The 17,457-nt window shown below is 67.7% G+C and carries 17 protein-coding genes and 1 pseudogene; 13 read left to right on the forward strand and 5 right to left on the reverse strand.

Features of this window, described 5'->3' with window-relative positions; all coding sequences use genetic code 11:
• Window positions 1–19 precede the first annotated feature (19 nt).
• The 6 genes from QFZ57_RS06975 to QFZ57_RS07000 are packed head-to-tail and all read left to right on the forward strand — an operon-like array spanning window position 20 to window position 6,917.
• A complete protein-coding gene (locus QFZ57_RS06975; RefSeq protein ID WP_306899042.1) occupies window positions 20–1,348 on the forward strand; it encodes an ABC transporter substrate-binding protein in 1,329 nt (442 codons plus the stop codon).
• Window positions 1,348–2,253, forward strand: a complete 906-nt coding sequence (locus tag QFZ57_RS06980; RefSeq protein WP_306629726.1) for a carbohydrate ABC transporter permease — start codon at window positions 1,348–1,350, stop codon at window positions 2,251–2,253. The genes QFZ57_RS06975 and QFZ57_RS06980 overlap by 1 nt, the downstream gene beginning before the upstream one ends.
• A complete protein-coding gene (locus QFZ57_RS06985) occupies window positions 2,250–3,134 on the forward strand; it encodes a carbohydrate ABC transporter permease (protein ID WP_306629727.1) in 885 nt (294 codons plus the stop codon). Before QFZ57_RS06980 ends, QFZ57_RS06985 begins: the two co-directional genes overlap by 4 nt.
• Before the next feature lie 23 nt (window positions 3,135–3,157).
• Complete coding sequence (locus QFZ57_RS06990; RefSeq protein WP_306899045.1) at window positions 3,158–4,246, forward strand: ABC transporter ATP-binding protein; 1,089 nt, start codon at window positions 3,158–3,160, stop codon at window positions 4,244–4,246.
• Entirely contained in the window at window positions 4,243–5,598 is a 1,356-nt protein-coding gene (ggh, locus tag QFZ57_RS06995; RefSeq protein WP_306899047.1) for a glucosylglycerate hydrolase, read from the forward strand. Before QFZ57_RS06990 ends, ggh begins: the two co-directional genes overlap by 4 nt.
• Window positions 5,571–6,917 (forward strand): Gfo/Idh/MocA family protein, encoded by a 1,347-nt coding sequence (locus QFZ57_RS07000; RefSeq protein ID WP_306899049.1) that lies wholly within the window; start codon window positions 5,571–5,573, stop codon window positions 6,915–6,917. The genes ggh and QFZ57_RS07000 overlap by 28 nt, the downstream gene beginning before the upstream one ends.
• Here the strand turns inward: QFZ57_RS07000 and QFZ57_RS07005 are convergent.
• Window positions 6,901–7,470 (reverse strand): HutD/Ves family protein, encoded by a 570-nt coding sequence (locus tag QFZ57_RS07005; protein WP_306629731.1) that lies wholly within the window; start codon window positions 7,468–7,470, stop codon window positions 6,901–6,903. The two genes, QFZ57_RS07000 and QFZ57_RS07005, sit on opposite strands and share 17 nt — an antisense overlap.
• A 104-nt stretch (window positions 7,471–7,574) precedes the next feature.
• Here QFZ57_RS07005 and QFZ57_RS07010 point away from each other — a divergent pair, with 104 nt between their 5' ends.
• Both QFZ57_RS07010 and QFZ57_RS07015 read left to right on the forward strand, forming a co-directional pair.
• Window positions 7,575–8,186, forward strand: a complete 612-nt coding sequence (locus tag QFZ57_RS07010; RefSeq protein WP_306899051.1) for a phosphoribosylanthranilate isomerase — start codon at window positions 7,575–7,577, stop codon at window positions 8,184–8,186.
• 72 nt (window positions 8,187–8,258) lie between these two features.
• The gene (locus QFZ57_RS07015; RefSeq protein WP_306629733.1) at window positions 8,259–8,675 is read left to right on the forward strand and encodes a YccF domain-containing protein; all 417 of its coding nucleotides are present in this window, start codon (window positions 8,259–8,261) and stop codon (window positions 8,673–8,675) included.
• Here the strand turns inward: QFZ57_RS07015 and QFZ57_RS07020 are convergent.
• From QFZ57_RS07020 to QFZ57_RS07030, 3 genes are read right to left on the reverse strand one after another with little or no spacing between them, the layout of a single operon-like run.
• Window positions 8,672–9,055: a VOC family protein gene (locus QFZ57_RS07020; protein WP_306629735.1), complete on the reverse strand. Its 384-nt coding sequence runs from the start codon at window positions 9,053–9,055 to the stop codon at window positions 8,672–8,674. The two genes, QFZ57_RS07015 and QFZ57_RS07020, sit on opposite strands and share 4 nt — an antisense overlap.
• Window positions 9,056–9,111: 56 nt before the next feature.
• Window positions 9,112–9,921: a 2-phosphosulfolactate phosphatase gene (locus QFZ57_RS07025; RefSeq protein ID WP_306899055.1), complete on the reverse strand. Its 810-nt coding sequence runs from the start codon at window positions 9,919–9,921 to the stop codon at window positions 9,112–9,114.
• The gene (locus tag QFZ57_RS07030) at window positions 9,918–10,787 is read right to left on the reverse strand and encodes a DUF4031 domain-containing protein (protein WP_306899057.1); all 870 of its coding nucleotides are present in this window, start codon (window positions 10,785–10,787) and stop codon (window positions 9,918–9,920) included. Before QFZ57_RS07030 ends, QFZ57_RS07025 begins: the two co-directional genes overlap by 4 nt.
• Window positions 10,788–10,903: 116 nt before the next feature.
• Here QFZ57_RS07030 and QFZ57_RS07035 point away from each other — a divergent pair, with 116 nt between their 5' ends.
• From QFZ57_RS07035 to QFZ57_RS07050, 4 genes are read left to right on the forward strand one after another with little or no spacing between them, the layout of a single operon-like run.
• The gene (locus tag QFZ57_RS07035) at window positions 10,904–11,314 is read left to right on the forward strand and encodes a TOBE domain-containing protein (protein ID WP_306629738.1); all 411 of its coding nucleotides are present in this window, start codon (window positions 10,904–10,906) and stop codon (window positions 11,312–11,314) included.
• Window positions 11,311–12,165: a molybdate ABC transporter substrate-binding protein gene (gene modA, locus QFZ57_RS07040; RefSeq protein ID WP_306899059.1), complete on the forward strand. Its 855-nt coding sequence runs from the start codon at window positions 11,311–11,313 to the stop codon at window positions 12,163–12,165. Before QFZ57_RS07035 ends, modA begins: the two co-directional genes overlap by 4 nt.
• A complete protein-coding gene (locus tag QFZ57_RS07045) occupies window positions 12,162–13,064 on the forward strand; it encodes an ABC transporter permease (protein WP_306899061.1) in 903 nt (300 codons plus the stop codon). Before modA ends, QFZ57_RS07045 begins: the two co-directional genes overlap by 4 nt.
• Entirely contained in the window at window positions 13,061–14,137 is a 1,077-nt protein-coding gene (locus QFZ57_RS07050; RefSeq protein WP_306899062.1) for a sulfate/molybdate ABC transporter ATP-binding protein, read from the forward strand. Before QFZ57_RS07045 ends, QFZ57_RS07050 begins: the two co-directional genes overlap by 4 nt.
• A 60-nt stretch (window positions 14,138–14,197) precedes the next feature.
• Here the strand turns inward: QFZ57_RS07050 and QFZ57_RS07055 are convergent, their stop codons facing one another.
• Complete coding sequence (locus tag QFZ57_RS07055; RefSeq protein WP_306899063.1) at window positions 14,198–14,581, reverse strand: hypothetical protein; 384 nt, start codon at window positions 14,579–14,581, stop codon at window positions 14,198–14,200.
• A 195-nt stretch (window positions 14,582–14,776) separates the two neighbouring features.
• On the opposite strand from QFZ57_RS07055, the pseudogene clpB reads away from it, so the two are divergent.
• Window positions 14,777–17,420 (forward strand): annotated as a pseudogene (clpB, locus tag QFZ57_RS07060) (ATP-dependent chaperone ClpB).
• The last annotated feature ends 37 nt before the right edge of the window (window positions 17,421–17,457 follow it).

Genomic DNA, 17,457 nt, shown 5'->3' on the forward strand with positions numbered 1-17,457 from the left:
TTCACCCCAGGAGGCTCTCATGTCCGTTCTTGACCACCGTGGCGTCAGCCGACGGGCCATGCTGAAGGGGGGCCTTGCAGCTTTGGCTGCCGGCCCGGTGCTTGCGGCCTGCGGGGTGAATACCAGCGGAAGTGGCGGCAAGGGCTCGGTCAGCTTCCTCTCCACGCAGTTCTCCCCCGTGGAGGAGCGCCAGAAGTATGAGGCCACCCTCAAGAAATTTGCAGGGGACATCAGCGTGGCCTACAACCCTGTTGATACGGGCGTCTTCAATACCACCCTGAAGTCCCAGCTCGCGGCCGGAAAGGTGGAGGTGGGAATCGCCGGAGGGCTGCACGGCGACCTCGCCCCCTTCGCTTCCCAGCTGGAGGACCTTAGTTCGCTGATGAACGATTTGTCCTCGGCCGGCTACTCCAAGGACGTGGCAGATCTGGCCAAGCTCGGCACCGACGTTCCCCGGTACATCCCCTGGATCCAGGCGACCTACGTCCTTGCGGTCAACAAGAAGGCGCTTCAGTGGCTGCCATCGGGAGCGGATGTCAACAAACTCACCTACGACCAGTACCTGGAGTGGGCGAAGGCCGCCAAATCGGCCAACGGGCGGCCCGTGTTTGGGCTTCCGGCCGGTCCCAAGGGCCTCCACCACCGCTTCTACCAGGGCTTCCTCCTGCCCAGCTTTACCGGCGGGCAAATCACCACGTTCCGCAACCAGGACGCCGTCAACGCCTGGACATATATGCGGGAGCTCTGGGCCAACACGAACCCGGCCTCCACCAACTACGACTTCATGCAGGAACCCCTGGCCAACGGCGAGGTCATGGTGGCCTGGGATCACGTGGCGCGCCTCATTACGGCAGTCAAGGACAAACCGGACGACTGGCAGATGGTTCCCGCACCATCCGGGCCCAAAGGCAAGGGCTACCTCCTGATTGTCGGCGGCATGGCGGTACCGAAGGGTTCACCGGAGAAGGACAAAGCCTTTGAACTCATCAAGGCGCTGTCCAAGCCTGAGGCACAGATCGAAACACTGAAATCCAACGCCTTCTTCCCCGTTGTGAAGACGGATATCAGCGGCGACCTCCCCGGCGGCGTGGCTCTTGAAGCGAAGGCTGTCAAGGCACAACAGGAGGCCTCCGATGCGCTGCTCGCACTGCCCCCGGTGGGCCTGGGCGACAAGGACCCCCAGGTCTCCCAGCTGTTCAAGAACTGCTTCCAGGAGATCTGCCTGAACAACGCGGACGTCAAGGCGACGCTGGACCGGCAGGGAGCGGAGCTGGCCAAGATCATGGACACCCTCAATGTCCCGTGCTGGGCGCCGGATCCCAAGGCGTCCCCCTGCAAGGTCGCTTGATGGCCGCGCCGGCGGATGCCAGGCCGCAGGTTGCCCCTGCCGGTCCGAAAAGCGGTGCGCCGAGGAGGAAAGGAAACTCCGCCGCCCTGCTGCTGATTGCCCCGTCGATCGTGTTCATGACGCTGCTCTTCGGCTGGCCGATGGTCAGCGGCTTCCTGCAGGCGTTCGGCGGCCCGGAGGGATTGACGACGGCGAACTTCACCCGCATGTCCCAGGACCCCTACTTCTGGTCATCCGTGGGCAACACCCTGCTGCTCATCGTGGTGATGATCCCCATCCAGTTTGTCCTGGCCCTGGCGATGGCCCTGCTGATCCGGGCCAAACCGCGGGGCGCCTCGGCCTACTTCTACATCTGGGCCATCCCGCTGGCGGTCAGCGACCTCGCCGCCGGCCTGGTCTGGCTGACGGTCTTCACGGACCGTGGCTACCTCAACTCCCTTCTTGCGTCCGTGGGCCTGCAGCCCGTCGCCTGGCTCGCCTATGACAACTACCCCTCGATGTTCGGCGCCGTGCTGATCGCGGAGGTCTGGCGCGCCACGTCGCTGGTGTTCGTGATTGTCGTGGCCGGGCTGCAGTCCATTCCAAAGGATTACGAGGAGGCGGCCGGCGTCTTCGGCGCCAGCTTCTGGAACCGGCTGTGGCACGTGACCTTGCCACTGCTGCGCCCCAGCCTCCAAACGGCCTTGATCCTGAGGACCATCCTCGCCTTCCAGACCTTCGCCGTAGCACTTGCCCTCACCGGCCAGAACTTCCCGCTGGTGGTCGGTGAGACCTACCGCTGGTACACCGGCCTGCAGGATCCCAACGTGGCGTCGGCGCTGGCGTTGGTGGTCATGGCCGTGTCCATGGTGACGGCTGTCGGGTACCTGAAACTCCTGAGGGACCAGTCGGAGGCCCCGCAATGAGCCACGCAACCACATCCAAGGCCGCGGAACCGGCTGCCGGCCACGAGCCTGAGGTGGACCGCAGGCCCCTGGCACGGCAACGCCGGAACAGGGTGCTGCTCCAGGTGGCCTGCATCCTGATCACCCTCTTCATGGCCCTGCCGATCTACCTGATCGCCCTGGCCGCCATGTCCAGCCGGCAATCGCTGCAGAAGTTTCCGCTCAGCTTCATCCCGGACAACTTCTCCACCGAGACCATGCAGACGTTCCTGCAGTCCACGGGCATCCTCGGCGGCCTGATCAACTCGGTGCAGGTGGGCGTGTTCACCCTCGTGTTGTCGCTGATCATCGGCGTCCCGGCCGGGTACGCCGTGGCGCGGTTCGCGTTCCGCGGCAGGGATCCGTACCAGCTCTTCCTGCTTTTCACCCGGGCGTTGCCCATCGTGGTGCTCTCGGTGCCCCTGGCGCAGCTCTTCCTGCAGACGGGACTGTACGACACCGTGCCCGCCGTCGTCCTGCTCCACACGGCCCTGGCCCTGCCCACAACCATCCTGATCACCGCCTCCGTCTTCCTCGGCGTTCCCCGCGACGTCGAGGAGGCCGCGCGGATCTTCGGCTGCAGCCCTTTGCAGGCCTTCCTCAAGGTGGTCCTGCCCATGGCTGTGCCGGGCATCGCCGCGGCATCGATCTTCACGTTCGTGATGTCCTGGAATGAAGTCCTGGGGGCGTCGATCCTGACACTGAACCAGCGCACCCTGCCCGCCCAGGTCCTCAGCTCCCTTGCTGAATCACCACTTGCCTACCGCTTCGCCGGCGGCTTCCTGCTGGTGCTCCCGGCACTGATCTTCATCTTCTTCATGCGCCGCTACCTCACCAACATGTGGGGCTCCACCATCCGCTGATTGCGTCCCAGAGAGGCTGTCCCATGGCTGACATCTCCATCAAGGGTCTTCACAAGACCTATCCGGGCAGCACCGAGCTGGCCACGAACAACGTCTCGCTCGAGGTGGCGGAAGGCGAGTTCATGGTGCTGCTGGGGCCTTCGGGGTGCGGGAAGACCACCCTGCTGCGCATGGTGGCGGGCCTGGATTTCCCGGACCAGGGCAGCATCTCCATCGGCGGCAGGGACGTGACCTACCTGCCGCCCCAGGACCGTAACCTCTCCATGGTGTTCCAGTCCTATGCCGTGTTCCCGCACCGCATGGTCCGGACCAACATCGGCTTCGGGCTGATGATGAAGAAGGTCCCGCGGGAGGAAATGGAGCGGAAGGTGGCATGGGCGGCGGACCTGCTGCAGCTCAGCCCCTATCTGGACCGGTACCCGGCGCAGCTTTCAGGCGGCCAGCGGCAACGCGTCGCCGTTGCCAGGGCCATCGTCATGGACGCCGATGTGCTGCTCATGGATGAGCCCCTGTCCAACCTCGACGCCCTGCTTCGACTCGACTTCCGCGCCGAACTGAAGAAGATCGTCCAGCAGCTCGGTTCCACCACCCTGTACGTCACCCACGACCAGGTGGAAGCAATGAGCCTCTCGGACCGGGTCGCGGTGATGAAGAAGGGCCAGATCGCCCAGCTTGGCCATCCGCTCACCGTCTACGAGGAGCCCGCAGACCGTTTCGTGGGCGGCTTCATCGGCTCACCGCCCATGAATTTCCTGGACGGCCGTATCTCCCAGCAGGGCGCCCTGGAAGTCGGCGGTCAGAGCATCGCGGCCCCCGAATTCCTGGCCCGGGCAGCAGCACGCACCGGCGGCACGCCGGTCATGGTGGGCATCCGGGCAGAGAACATCGCACTGGCCCAGCGCGGTTCGGAGGGGTCGCTGGACGCCGCCGTGGAGGTGGTGGAGCCGCTCGGGCACGCCACCCTGCTGACAGTGGACATGGGCGGCCAAACCGTCAAGGTCCAGGTTTCCTCCACGGCGCGGGTCTCCGCAGGAGACAAGGTGGGGCTGCGCTTCGAGCAAAGCGCCCTCCGCTTTTTCGACACCGAAACCCAATTGGGGCTGACGGCATGAGCGCAGACGCGGACGCAGACGCGTATCCGCTCCGGAACCTGGAGGATATGGAGCAGCGGGCCAGGGCTGTCCTGGCCGCGAATGACCTTGGCACCATGGTCACCGCCGCGCCGAACCTCTATCCGCACATGTGGAGCTGGGACGCGGCCTTCGTTGCCACCGGCCTGTCCACCGTAAGCGTGGCCCGGGCCCTGCAGGAGCTCGACCACCTCATCGCGGCGCAGTGGGACAGCGGAATGATCCCGCACATCGTCTTCTCCGATGTCCCGGGCTACTTCCCGGACGTGGAGCGGTGGGGAACCCGCGGAGCATCACCCGAGGGCGTGCAGTCCAGCGGCATTTGCCAGCCACCTGTGCATGCGACGCTGCTGCGCCGCATCGTGGAACGCGCGACGGCGGCGGGCGGCGGGGATGCCAGGCTCGCCGAGGAATTCACCCGGCGGACCCTGCCGCAGTGGATCCGCTGGCATGCCTGGCTCCGCAACAGCCGCGGCGCCGACGGTTCCGGACTGCTCACGATCTACCATGGCTGGGAGTCCGGAATGGATAACTCGCCACGGTTCGACGGGCCATATTCCCGTGTCCGGCCCGGGAAGATGGAGCCCTTTGTCCGCACGGACACGTTGAAGGTCACCGACCGCAGCCAGCGGCCCAGCGATGAGGAATACAGCCGCTACCTGTGGCTGGTGCAGCAGATGGCCGACGTCCGGTTCGACGATGCCCGGCTGCCCGGCGTGATGGCCTTCCAGGTCAAGGACGTTTTCATGTCGGCGATCTTCGCGGCGGCCAACGAGGACCTGGCCGTGCTGGCAGAACATGCCGGCCTGCGCGGGGATGCGCCCCGGTTGCGGGAGTGGGCCCGGGAGTTCCGGGACGGAGTGGACGCCACCGTGGACGAACAGACAGGGCTGGCGCGCGACCGCGACGTGCTGGCCGGGGACTGGATCGGGCTGCCCACCATGGCAGGGTTCGCTCCGCTCATCTCCACCGCGGACGACACCCTGCTGGGGCGGCAGCTGGAGGTCTTTGAAGGGCCGGACTGGACCGGCGACCCGCGCCTGGCCTTCCCGCTGCCCGCGTCAACCTCCACCACCTATGCGGGCCTCAAACCCCGGCAATATTGGCGGGGACCGGTCTGGCCGGTGATGAACTGGTACCTGGCCAGCTGCCTGCGCAGGCGCGGCGACGAGGCAAGGTACCGGCGGCTGCGCCAAGCGTCCCTTGACCAGCTGATGGAAGGCCATTTCGCCGAGTACTACGAACCGTTTACGGGCGAGCCGCTCGGCAGCATGGACCAGTCCTGGACGGCGGCCGTTGCGCTGGAATGGCTCGCCGATCCCGACGCCGGCTGACCGTGGAGGCACCGCCGTCGTCCGCCCAAGCGCCCGGGCCACCAGTGCGCCTCCTCATCGCCGGCGCCGGTGCACGCGGCTCCGCCTATGCCCGGCTTGCCGTGGGTACCGGCCGGGCCGCCGTGGTGGGAGTCGCGGAACCGCGCCGCATGCTGCGCGAACGCATCGCAGCGGAGCTTGGAGTTCCGGAGGCGGGCCTTTTCGAGGACTGGCAGGCCATGCTCCGCACCCGGCTGCCGGCTGACGGCATCATCATTGCCACTCCCGACCGTGAGCACGGAGGGCCCTTTGCGGCGGCCGCAACCCACGGCTACCCGGTCCTCCTCGAGAAGCCCATTGCCACGGACCCCGCCGGCTGCGTGGAGCTGGCCCGGCTGCAGCGGGAATCGGGGATCAGGGCAACCGTCTGCCACGTCCTGCGCTACACGCCGCTGACTGCGCTGCTGCGGCAACTCCTCGCCGCCGGGGCAGTAGGACGGGTCATCTCCGTCCAGCACCTGGAACCGGTGGGTTTCTGGCATTTCGCGCACTCCTACGTCCGGGGGAACTGGCGGCGGGAGGAAGAGTCCAGTCCCTTCCTGCTGGCCAAGTGCACGCACGACGTCGACTGGCTCTCCTTCATTATCGGAAGCCGGCCCCTGCGGGTGTCCTCGTTCGGCCGGCTCTCGCATTTCCGGCCGGAGGAGGCGCCGGAAGGGGCGTCGGATCGGTGTACCGGCTGCGCGGCCGAACCGCGCTGCCCCTACTCCGCCCTGCGCATCTACGGGCCCGGCCGTCCTCCGAGCGGCACCGCGCCGGACCCCGGGAGGGCCTACTTTGCCGACGTGGTGGATCCGGGCGGTACGCGGGAATCGCTGTGGCAGGCGCTGGCAACCGGGCCTTACGGCCGTTGCGTCTACTCCTCAGACAATGACGTGGTGGACCACCAGGTGGTGAACATCGACTACGAGGACGGCACAACCGCCGCTTTCACCGCCACGGCCTTTACCGCCAAGGGCCCCAGGCAGACCCGGATCTTCGGGAGCCACGGCGAGATCACAGTCGAGGCCGGCACCGTCTCGGCCTATGACTTCCTGACCGGGGAAACCACGGTCCACACGGTGCCGTCCGTCGCTGCCCAGGTACAAGGCGAAAAGCACGAGGGCGGCGACCGGGGCCTCGTGCAGGCATGGGTGGGGGCACTGGCCACCGGAGACTGGTCAGGAGTCGTATCGGGGCTGGACGAGTCGCTGGTCAGTCACGGCACGGTCTTCGCCGCCGAGGAAGCCCGTCGGCGCGGGACGGTGGTATCGGTGGAAGAGTTCAGCCCCGGGCTGTGACCGGGTCGATCGACACCACTGCAAGGAAACCCCGGCCCAGGATCTCCGGGGAATCGGCATCCGAGCCGACGACGGCGTCGTACCGCCCCAGCTCCAGCGGCTCGGCGCCGCTTTCGCCGGCCTTCGCCTGCCCCTGCAGCAGTACCCCGAGCTGCCCCTGAAACACAGGGTGGGCGCGTTTCTTGGACAGCTCAATGATGGACGTGTAGCCCTTGAAGGCGTCCCGGCGCGCGATGACGTTCAGGTCCCTTATATCCCCGGTGGGCAGCTTGGCCCCGGCGGCCGCGCCGCCGTCGAACCTGAAGGGACGGTACTTTTCCATGGCGTGTTCGGCGCCGTCGACGGTGAGCACCAGCAGTTCACCCTCAATGACCGTCAGGACGCGCTCCATCCCGGGGAACGGCGAAAAGTCCCCGGCCTTGGCCACGTCCGCGATGCTCACCCGCCAGTCCCAGCCCCCGTCTTCCGAGCCGTGGCGTGCGATTTCCCTGGTCACCCCGCCGCCATTGCGCCATGGTTCGGCCTTGAGGTCGGCGAAGCGGATGATCTGCATCAGCCCAGCCTAGTTCCCCGGGTGGTCACGCGTCGCAGCCGGCGCCTTCTCCCTGCTACTCTCCTGCGGGGGGTCAACACGAAAACAGCCTGAAGGAGCCGGGAATGTTCGTCAAAGTGTGTGGTCTCAGCACGCCCGAATCGGTGCGTGAAGCCGTGGACGCCGGCGCGGATGCCGTGGGATTCGTCCTCACCGCCAGCCCCCGGGTGGTCTCGCCGTCCCAGGCGGCCTCCCTGCTGGCCGGGGTACCCAGCGGCGTTTCCCCGACCGGTGTTTTCCGCCATGAGCCCGTGGCCGACGCCATCGCCATTGCCCGGGCCGCAGGCCTGGAATGGATCCAGCTGCACGGCCCGCGGACACGCGCGGACGTGGCAACAGTGCACGACGCCGGCATGAAGCTGATCAGGGCCATCACCATGGGTGCCGGCCAGGATGAGTTCGAGGACTGGGGCGAGGACCTGCTGCTGATCGACGCCGCGGTGCCCGGTTCGGGGGAGGCCTGGGACTACGCCTCAGTGGCGGCCCTGCCAGTGCTCCAGGGACGGAACTGGCTGCTTGCCGGCGGCCTCGATGCTGCCAATGTGGGCCAGGCATCAGCGGCGGCGCACGCGTGGGGAGTGGATGTTTCCTCCGGTGTTGAAGCATCCCGCGGCGTGAAGGACCCGGCCAAGATCCGCGCCTTTGTCCAGGCTGCAAAGGCCGCCGCTACCGTCTAGGCGCTGCTTTCAGGGGCAAGATCAGGGGAGTCCCCCAGCTTTTTGTCGGCGGGCTGGGGGCACAATGGGTGCATGAAGACACTTCTGAACATCATCTGGCTGGTTTTCGGCGGCTTTTGGCTGGCCCTGGGCTATTTCTTCGCAGGCGTGGTCTGCTGCCTGCTGATCGTCACCATCCCGTGGGGTATTGCCTCATTCCGGATCGCTGCCTACACGCTGTGGCCGTTTGGCCGGATGGTGGTGGACAAGCCCGGCGGCACCGGTGTCTTCTCGCTGCTGGGCAATGTGATCTGGCTGCTGGTGGCGGGGATCTGGATCGCCATCGGCCACGTGGTGACCGCGTTCGCCATGGCCGTGACCATCATCGGCATCCCGCTGGCCATCGCCAACCTCAAGCTCATCCCGGTCTCCCTGATGCCGCTCGGCAAGCAGATCGTGCCTACCAGTACGCCTTTTGTGAGCAACTACCCGGTGCGCACCTACCGTTAGGCAGATTCGTCCGGCCGCCGGGCGCGCAGCACGCAGAACTCGTTGCCGTCCGGGTCGGCCATGACAACCCAGGTGGCAGCTGCACCCTGGCCCACCGTGACCTGACGGGCGCCCAGCTCCTCCAGCCTTGCCACCTCGGCGTCCTGGTCCTCGGGGCGCAGGTCCAGGTGAAGACGGTTCTTGAGCTCCTTCTGCTCCGGGACCCGGAGGAAAAGCAGGTCGGGCAGCACGCCGTCTTCGGCGCTGCCTGCCGGCGGTTCCAGCACGATCTCGTCGTCCTCTTCATGGGTGCGGCGCCAGCCGAGCGCCTTTTCCCAAAAAGCCGCGGGAACGCGGGGGTCGGTGGAATCAATGGCGAGGGCTTGGATGCGCAGGCTCATCCGTGCAGTTTTGCATCCGGTCCCGGGATCCGTAAACCCTGGCAGGCTGCGGCCCCTTACAGCGGCCGGAATGCCCCGTCCCGCAGGATGGCCACCGAATCGCTCTGGTCCAGTTCAGCGGCGATGTCCACGTCCTCCGCGTAGCCGGCCCCGCACAGCTCGCGGCCGCTGGAACAGTGCTGCAGCATCTCCCGCAACCGCGGTTCGGCGGATTCATAAACCGCCATCGCGGCCACGGCTTCCGGCGCATAGCCGTGCCGGCCGTCCCCGGCCTCATAGCCGCCCTTGCCGGCGGCCACCAGCCCGGCGATGAACGCTCCGGCACCGATCTGGTCCTCCACAGCTGGCCGCAGAGTGCCGTCCGGCCAGCGCTCACCGGCAGCCACCACCGCCACAACCGCCTCTGCCGGAAGGTTCGCGCCCATCCAGTCTGCCGTTGCGGCGGCGTTCCGCAGGCACACTGCGGCGACCAGCGGCACGTCCCTGGCCAGCGCATGGCAGAGCTCAGAACCGTTAGGGGACGGCAGGACCACTTTCTCCAGAAATTCTGCACCGCGGAGGCTTGCCGGGGAGAGACTCAACCCGCCGCCGTCGCGGGGGCCGGCCAGCGGCGCGTGGTGGCGGGCGGCGAAATCCTCTGCGCTGGTGTCCCGCCAGGGATACGGGAAGACTGCAGCGCCCCTGTCCAGTGCCACGCTGACGCAGGTGCTGAAGGACAGGACGTCCACCACCACCGCGAGGTCCGCGCCGGGCGCCACCGTCCTGGCTCCCTCCAGCCCCCAGTCAAGCCGGACCGTGAAGGGGAGTTGCCGGTGCGCGGCGTTGGCGGAGCGCGTGTGCCGCGGGTTGGAGCTGGGTGCGTTCACGCCAGCTCGCCTTTCAGGTTGCGGTGCGCGGCGTCCAGCCACAGTTCCAGGGCCCGCGGGTGGTGGAAAAGGGGGTCCAGTTCCAGCAGGTGGCGCACGACGGCGGCCCGGCCGGCTGCGAAGTCGGCGTCACCAATGTGCGCATAATCCTTCCGCACGGCCGCAACGTAGCGGGCGTACTCCTCCGGATCGCCGCCGAGAACCGAAAGGTCCGCGTCGCACAGGAGCGCGCCGTCGTCGTCCCCCGGTCCGGGCCGGTGGTCCGACGTAAGACGGACCAGCCGCGCCGTTTCCGCCACCTCCTCCTCCGGCAGGCCGGCTCCGGCGAGGCGATCCTCGGCAAGCCGGGCGGACTCCTCCTCGTCCTGGCCCGCCGTGCCGCGGTACACCGCGTCATGGAACCAGGCCGCCAGCAGCACGGTCCGTGGCGCCTCTTCCGGTTCGGTGAGCAGGTCCAGCGCCTCCAGGACGGAGAGCAGGTGCGTGCAGCCGTGGTAGTGGCGGTGCGGCTCGCTCCACCGGTCCAACAGGTCCAGGAACAGGGCGTCATGGCCGGGCATGATCGCCTCCCAGCGGGTCAGCAGGGGAACCTTCAGCGATTTGTTCCGCCGGCGGGCCGGGATCCGCAGCCCGCTGGCAATGAGTTTGCGGACCAGCACTCTGCCCTCCACGGACACCGCCCCGGCCGCCACAAGCTCGGCAAAGCGGCGTTCCGGGACGTCGTAATGGTCGCCGTCGAACGCCCGCTCCGGGATCCCCGCAGCGGCAGCGAACGCGTGCAGTTCATCCAGTGAAGCGTCGGAGACCAGATGCGAAAAGTGTGTCCCGTGTGCAGGCCACAGCGGCGGATCGATATAGATGGCCATGGGAGGAGTCTAGTGCCGCCCTTCGGCCGGAAGCCCGGCAGCCCCGGGAGGGCCACGGTCCTCGATTGCGTCTTGCCACACGGACCCAGACCGCATTTGCGGACTAGAATCACCGCATGGCCCTTATCCGCGTTTCTGAAGCCGCCCGGTTCCTGGGCGTAAGCGACGATACCGTCCGCCGCTGGACGGAGCACGGAACGCTCACCCCGCTCCGGGACGGCTCCGGCCGGCTTGCCGTCGACGGACTGGAACTGGCAGCGCATGCCCAGAAGCTGGCGCAGCTCCCCGACGACCCCAAAAGCGGCACCAGCTCGGCGCGGAACCGGTTCGTCGGCCTGGTCACCAACGTCATCACGGACAAGGTCATGGCCCAGGTGGAACTGCAGTGCGGGCCCTTCAGGGTGGTCTCGCTGATGAGCAGCGAAGCCGTGCGCGAACTGGGCCTGGAATTGGGCTCCGTGGCCACCGCCGTCGTCAAGGCAACAACGGTCATCATCGAATCGCCCAAGGGCCGGGGCACCGCATGACCCAGGCATCCATCCGGTCCGGAGCGAGATTCCGGGCACGCATCGCTCCATTGGGTGTGCTGCCGGCCGCCGCGCTGCTGCTGGCCGTCCTTCCCGGCTGCGCCGCAGGTGGCTCGGCTCCGGGAACAGCGGCGGGTGAAGGTGGCACATCCAGTGGCACCATCACCGTTTTCGCGGCCGCCTCCCTCAAGGCCACCTTCACCGAGCTCGCCCGCACTTTCGAGGCGGAACACCCGGGCACCGCGGTCTCCCTGAGCTTCGCCGGGTCCTCGGACCTTGCTGGCCAGATCAACCAGGGGGCGCCCGCGGACGTCTTCGCGTCGGCGGACGCGGGCACCATGAAGAAGCTGCAGGACGCGGGCCTCGCGGACGGCACGCCGAAAGACTTCGCCACCAATACCCTGGCCATCGCAGTACCGCCGGGCAACCCGGCCGGAATCGCCTCGCTGGCTGACCTGGCCAGGCCGGGTGTCAAACTGGTCACCTGTGCCAGGCAGGTCCCCTGTGGAAGTGCCACGGCCAAGGTGGCGGAAGCGGCCGGAGTGACGCTGGCCCCGATCAGTGAGGAAAACGCGGTCACAGACGTCCTGGGCAAGGTGACCTCCGGCGAGGCAGACGCCGGGCTGGTCTACGGCACGGACGTCAAGGCCGCCGGGACCAAGGTGGCGGGCATTCAGTTCCCGGAATCGGGGAGCGCGGTCAACAGCTACCCCATCACAGTGGTGGGCGGAGGGCGCAACAAGGCCACCGCGCAGGCTTTCCTGGACCTGGTAACCGGCCCGGAGGGCCAAGAGGTCCTGGCCGCTGCGGGATTCGGGCTGCCCGGGGCCGGTAACGGAGGCGGCAAATGACCCGGAAGCACGTGGGACAGCAGGCAGTACGGCCGCCCCTGGTGCCGCTCCGCTCCCCAAGCCCGGCGTACTCCGGCATCCCCGGCTGGGTCCGCGCCCTGGCAGTCCTGGCTGCCGTCGTCGTCATGCTTCCGCTGCTGGCGATGGTGCTGCGCGTGGACTGGGCGCAGTTCGTTCCACTGGTGACGTCGGAGTCGTCCCTGACGGCGCTGGGACTGAGCCTGCGGACCTCCGCGGCGAGCACCCTGCTGTGCGTTGTGCTGGGCGTCCCGCTGGCCCTGGTCCTTGCCCGGGACACTTTCCGCCTGCAGGGGCTGCTGCGCTCGCTGGTGCTCCTGCCGCTGGTACTTCCGCCGGTGGTGGGCGGGATCGCCCTGCTGTACACGTTTGGCCGGCAGGGGCTGCTGGGGCAGACACTGAATGTGCTCGGCCTGCAGATCGCGTTCTCCACCACGGCGGTGGTCCTGGCGCAGACGTTCGTGGCGCTGCCCTTCCTGGTGGTGAGCCTTGAAGGTGCCCTGCGCACGTCAGGCTCCCGGTACGAGGCGGTGGCCGCCACCCTGGGCGCCCGGCCGGGCACGGTGTTCCGGCGCGTCACGCTGCCGCTCGTCCTGCCGGGACTGGCGTCGGGCGCTGTCCTCTCCTTCGCGCGGAGCCTGGGCGAGTTCGGCGCCACGCTGACCTTCGCGGGCAGCCTGCAGGGGGTGACGCGGACCCTGCCGCTGGAAATCTACCTGCAGCGCGAAACGGACCCGGATGCCGCCGTCGCCCTGTCCCTGGTGCTGGTAGCGGTGGCCGTCGCCGTAGTGGCACTGGCCTACGGCCGACCGGCCGCGGGCCGTTCCGGAGCAGGACAGCGGACGACGGCGCCCCCAGCGTCAGACGGTGGCCTCCGGTGACGCTGTCCTTCCAGGCAGTGGTGGCCGGGCGCGGTTTCGACGTGTCCCTGACGGTCCGGCCGGGTGAAACCGTTGCCGTCATGGGGCCCAACGGCGCCGGCAAATCCACCCTGCTGTCCAGCATCGCGGGCCTGCTGCGGCCGGACAGCGGCCGGGCCGAACTCAACGGCAGGACCCTCTTTGACCTCGACGGCGGAAAGCGTGCCTGGGCACCTCCGCACCACCGCGGCATTGCCCTGCTGGCCCAGGAACCCCTGCTCTTCCCCCATCTGAGCGCCGTGGACAATGTCTCCTTCGGGCCGCGCAGCGCCGGCGTTCCCAAGCGGGGCGCGCAGGAGCAGGCGCTGCGATGGCTGGCCGAAGTCGAAGCCGAAGACCTGGCCGGAAGGCGTCCAGCCCAACTCTCCGGCGGCCAGGCCCAGCGGGTGGCCGTGGCCCGTGCGCTCGCGGCCGATCCGGCGCTCCTCCTGCTCGACGAGCCGCTGGAAGCCCTGGATATCCACTCCGCCCCGCTGCTCCGCCGCCTGTTCAAGCGCGTCCTTGCAGGCCGCCAGGCCATCATCGTCACCCACGACGTGCTGGACGCATGGATGCTGGCGGACAGGGTGGTCATCCTGGAAAACGGCCGGATAGCGGAGGAAGGCCCCACCCGGGCGGTGCTGGAACGTCCCAGGAGCTCATTCGCCGCCGGGCTGGCAGGGCTGAACTTCATTCCGGGCACCCTTGACGGCGCGGGGGTGTGGACCAGCGGGGGACTCAGAATCGCCGGACACGACGATGAGCCGGACCTTTCCGAAGAACCGCGCCCGCCGGCGAAACGGGGCAGTCCCGGCGTCGCGGTGTTCCCGCCGTCGGCCGTTTCCGTTTTCCTCAATGACGCACACGGGAGCCCCCGGAATTCGTTCGCCGTCACCATCACGGACCTCGAGCCGCACGGCGACCAGGTCCGCGTCCGCGCCGGCAGCCTGGCCGCGGACATTACCCCTGCTGCCTCCGCTGACCTGGGCCTTGTTCCAGGCATGGCGGTGCACTTCGTGGTGAAAGCGGCTTCTGTGACGGTCTACGCGGCCTGATGCGGCGACCCGAGGCAGCAGGCCGGGCCGGCAGCCCAAGGGTTAGCCGTGTATAACGGCCTACATCCCCGGCATGTCCTGGGATTCGTAAACCTGGATGCTGGCGCCAGGCATCATGAGGTGCGGGTGCCCGTCCAGCAGGGCCTCGGCTCCGGCGAGGTCATCGGCCTGGAGGATCGTGTAGCCGGCCACCCCGGTAGTGGTCTCTGACGCGCCGGATGCCGTGATGTCCTTCCCGGTCCCCAGCGGGGTCCCCAGATCCACAATGCCTTCCCCGGCCCGCTCGGCCCATGTCATCCAGGCCTTCATGCCTTCCTGGGCGGCCTCCGGCGAACTTTGGGTCATTTGAGCCTGGGCCGACTGAGCTGCGATGTAGAGAACAACAAACTTCTTCATTGCCTGTCCCGTCTCACGTGTGCCGGCGGCATTGTGCGCTCCGGTCACTAGCCGATCCTAGGGCGACGGGCGCTGAAGGGGAACCGGAATTACTGCAGGTTCATTAGGGTCAGTCGCCTCTGTCGGTCGCTTTACCGAGGTGTTTCGCTCTTAGGTAAACAAGCATTGGAAGTGCTGCCAAACCAAAGTTGAGCGTAGTACACTCAACTTCAAGATTGGAACAATTCCCGAAAGGAGCTCTCTTTGGACGTCAAATTCACCACCAAGAGCCAGGAGGCTCTTTCCGCCGCGGCAATGAACGCCTCGACGGCCGGTAATCCCCAAGTGGAACCGGCCCACCTCCTCAAGGCGCTGATGGACCAGCGGGAGGGCGTCGCCGTCGCGCTGCTCCGCGCCACCGGTGCCGATCCCGATGCCGTCAGCGTCCAGGCCAGCAGCGCCATCAAGGCCCTGCCTGCAACGTCCGGCGGCTCCAGCCAGCAGGCGCAGCTGTCCCGGCCCGCCCTCCAGGCCATCCAGCATGCCAAGGAGGAGGCTGACCGCCTGGGCGACAGCTTTGTCTCCACCGAGGTTCTCCTGGTGGGCCTGTCCGCGGGCAACGATGCCGCTGCCCGCCTGCTGCGCGATGCCGGCGCCTCCCGGGAAGCGCTCCTCGCTGCCCTTCCCGGCGTCCGCGGTGACCGCAAGGTGGACAGCCCGGACCCCGAAAACACCTTCCAGGCGCTCGAGAAGTACGGCACGGACCTTACTGCCATGGCGCGGGCCGGCAAACTGGACCCCGTTATCGGCCGGGACTCCGAAATCCGGCGCGTGGTCCAGGTGCTGTCCCGGCGCACCAAGAACAACCCGGTGCTCATCGGCGAGCCGGGCGTGGGCAAGACGGCCGTGGTGGAAGGCCTTGCCCAGCGGATGGTGGCGGGCGACGTCCCCGAAAGCCTGCGCGGCAAGACGCTGATCTCCCTGGACCTCGGCTCCATGGTGGCCGGCGCCAAGTACCGCGGCGAATTCGAGGAGCGGCTGAAGGCGGTCCTCGAGGAAATCAAAGGTTCCGAGGGCCAGGTCGTCACGTTCATCGATGAGATCCACACCGTGGTGGGGGCCGGCGCCACCGGCGACTCCTCCATGGACGCCGGCAATATGCTCAAGCCCATGCTGGCCCGCGGTGAACTGCGGCTGATCGGTGCCACCACGCTGGACGAGTACCGCGAAAACATCGAGAAGGACGCAGCCCTGGAACGCCGCTTCCAGCAGGTCTACGTGGGTGAACCCAGCGTGGAGGACACCATCGGCATCCTCCGCGGCCTCAAGGAGCGCTACGAGGCGCACCACAAGGTGTCCATCGCCGACTCCGCCCTGGTGGCGGCCGCCACGCTGTCCAACCGCTACATTTCGGGCCGCCAGCTGCCGGACAAGGCAATCGACCTGGTGGATGAGGCCGCGTCCCGGCTGCGCATGGAGATCGACTCAGCTCCGGAGGAGATTGACCAGCTGCGGCGGCAAGTGGACCGGCTCACCATGGAAGAGCTCGCCCTGGAGGGCGAAACCGATGCGGCCTCCGGTGGAGCGGCTGGCCGCGCTCCGGGCCGACAAGGCGGACAAGGAAGAGGAGCTCTCCGCGCTGAACGCCCGCTGGGAAGCTGAGAAGGCCGGCCTTAACCGGGTGGGTGACCTGAAGGCGAAGCTGGATGAGCTGCGCTCTGCCGCCGACAAAGCACAGCGTGAGGGTGACCTGGAGGCTGCCTCCCGGATCCTGTATGGGGAAATCCCCGCGCTTGAGCGCGAGCTGAACGCCGCTGCCGAGGCGGAGGCCGCCGTCACGGACAAGTCCGCCCAGATGGTGGCGGAGGAAGTGACAGCGGAGGACATCGCCGAGGTCATCTCCGCGTGGACGGGCATCCCGGCCGGACGCATGCTGCAGGGCGAAAGCCAGAAGCTGCTGCACATGGAGGAGGAACTGGGCCGGCGCCTGATCGGTCAGGCCAAGGCCGTGACCGCAGTGTCCGACGCCGTCCGGCGTGCGCGGGCAGGTATCAGTGATCCCAACCGGCCCACCGGGTCCTTCCTGTTCCTGGGCCCCACCGGCGTTGGTAAAACGGAGCTGGCCAAGGCCCTGGCGGACTTCCTGTTCGACGACGACCGCGCCATGGTGCGCATCGACATGTCCGAGTACGGCGAGAAGCACAGTGTCGCCCGGCTGGTCGGGGCGCCTCCGGGATACGTGGGCTACGAGGAGGGCGGGCAGCTGACCGAGGCCGTCCGCCGTCGTCCATACTCCGTGGTGCTGCTGGACGAGGTGGAGAAAGCGCACCCCGAGGTGTTCGACATCCTCCTGCAGGTGCTCGACGACGGCCGCCTCACCGATGGCCAGGGCCGTACCGTGGACTTCCGCAATGTGATCCTGGTGCTGACCTCCAACCTGGGCAGCCAGTTCCTGGTGGACCAGTCCCTGGATGCCGAGGCCAAGCGCAACGCCGTCATGGCCACCGTGAACGCGTCCTTCAAGCCGGAGTTCCTCAATAGGCTCGATGAAGTGGTGCTGTTCGACGCCCTCACGGTGGAGGAACTGTCCCACATCGTCGAGCTCCATGTGGCCGAACTGGGGCGGCGGCTGCACGAACGGCGGCTCACCCTGGAAGTCACCGATGGCGCCAAGGCGTGGCTTGCGCTGTCCGGCTACGATCCCGCATACGGTGCGCGGCCGCTGCGCCGGCTGGTGCAGCGGGAGATCGGCGACCGGCTGGCCAAGGGCATCCTGGCCGGCGAGATCAGCGACGGCGACACCGTCCTGGTTGACACTGCGCCGGACTTCGGCGAGCTTGCCGCGGGGAACGTGGACGCCTTGACCGGCGCGCCCAGTTCCGGGCTCTCCGTCAGGCGGAAGGACTAGCCTGGCGGTATAGGCGGCGGTGTGCTGTCCTGGCGGT

Source organism: Arthrobacter sp. B1I2 (assembly GCF_030816485.1).
GTDB lineage: Bacteria > Actinomycetota > Actinomycetes > Actinomycetales > Micrococcaceae > Arthrobacter.

Bases quoted from the DNA above. Each gene is read 5' to 3' on its own strand.
- QFZ57_RS06975 (WP_306899042.1), top strand. From the start codon at position 20: ATGTCCGTTCTTGACCACCGTGGCGTCAGCCGACGGGCCATGCTGAAG.
- QFZ57_RS06980 (WP_306629726.1), top strand. From the start codon at position 1,348: ATGGCCGCGCCGGCGGATGCCAGGCCGCAGGTTGCCCCTGCCGGTCCG.
- QFZ57_RS06985 (WP_306629727.1), top strand. From the start codon at position 2,250: ATGAGCCACGCAACCACATCCAAGGCCGCGGAACCGGCTGCCGGCCAC.
- QFZ57_RS06990 (WP_306899045.1), top strand. From the start codon at position 3,158: ATGGCTGACATCTCCATCAAGGGTCTTCACAAGACCTATCCGGGCAGC.
- ggh (WP_306899047.1), top strand. From the start codon at position 4,243: ATGAGCGCAGACGCGGACGCAGACGCGTATCCGCTCCGGAACCTGGAG.
- QFZ57_RS07000 (WP_306899049.1), top strand. From the start codon at position 5,571: ATGGCTCGCCGATCCCGACGCCGGCTGACCGTGGAGGCACCGCCGTCG.
- QFZ57_RS07005 (WP_306629731.1), bottom strand. From the start codon at position 7,470: ATGCAGATCATCCGCTTCGCCGACCTCAAGGCCGAACCATGGCGCAAT.
- QFZ57_RS07010 (WP_306899051.1), top strand. From the start codon at position 7,575: ATGTTCGTCAAAGTGTGTGGTCTCAGCACGCCCGAATCGGTGCGTGAA.
- QFZ57_RS07015 (WP_306629733.1), top strand. From the start codon at position 8,259: ATGAAGACACTTCTGAACATCATCTGGCTGGTTTTCGGCGGCTTTTGG.
- QFZ57_RS07020 (WP_306629735.1), bottom strand. From the start codon at position 9,055: ATGAGCCTGCGCATCCAAGCCCTCGCCATTGATTCCACCGACCCCCGC.
- QFZ57_RS07030 (WP_306899057.1), bottom strand. From the start codon at position 10,787: ATGGCCATCTATATCGATCCGCCGCTGTGGCCTGCACACGGGACACAC.
- QFZ57_RS07035 (WP_306629738.1), top strand. From the start codon at position 10,904: ATGGCCCTTATCCGCGTTTCTGAAGCCGCCCGGTTCCTGGGCGTAAGC.
- modA (WP_306899059.1), top strand. From the start codon at position 11,311: ATGACCCAGGCATCCATCCGGTCCGGAGCGAGATTCCGGGCACGCATC.
- QFZ57_RS07045 (WP_306899061.1), top strand. From the start codon at position 12,162: ATGACCCGGAAGCACGTGGGACAGCAGGCAGTACGGCCGCCCCTGGTG.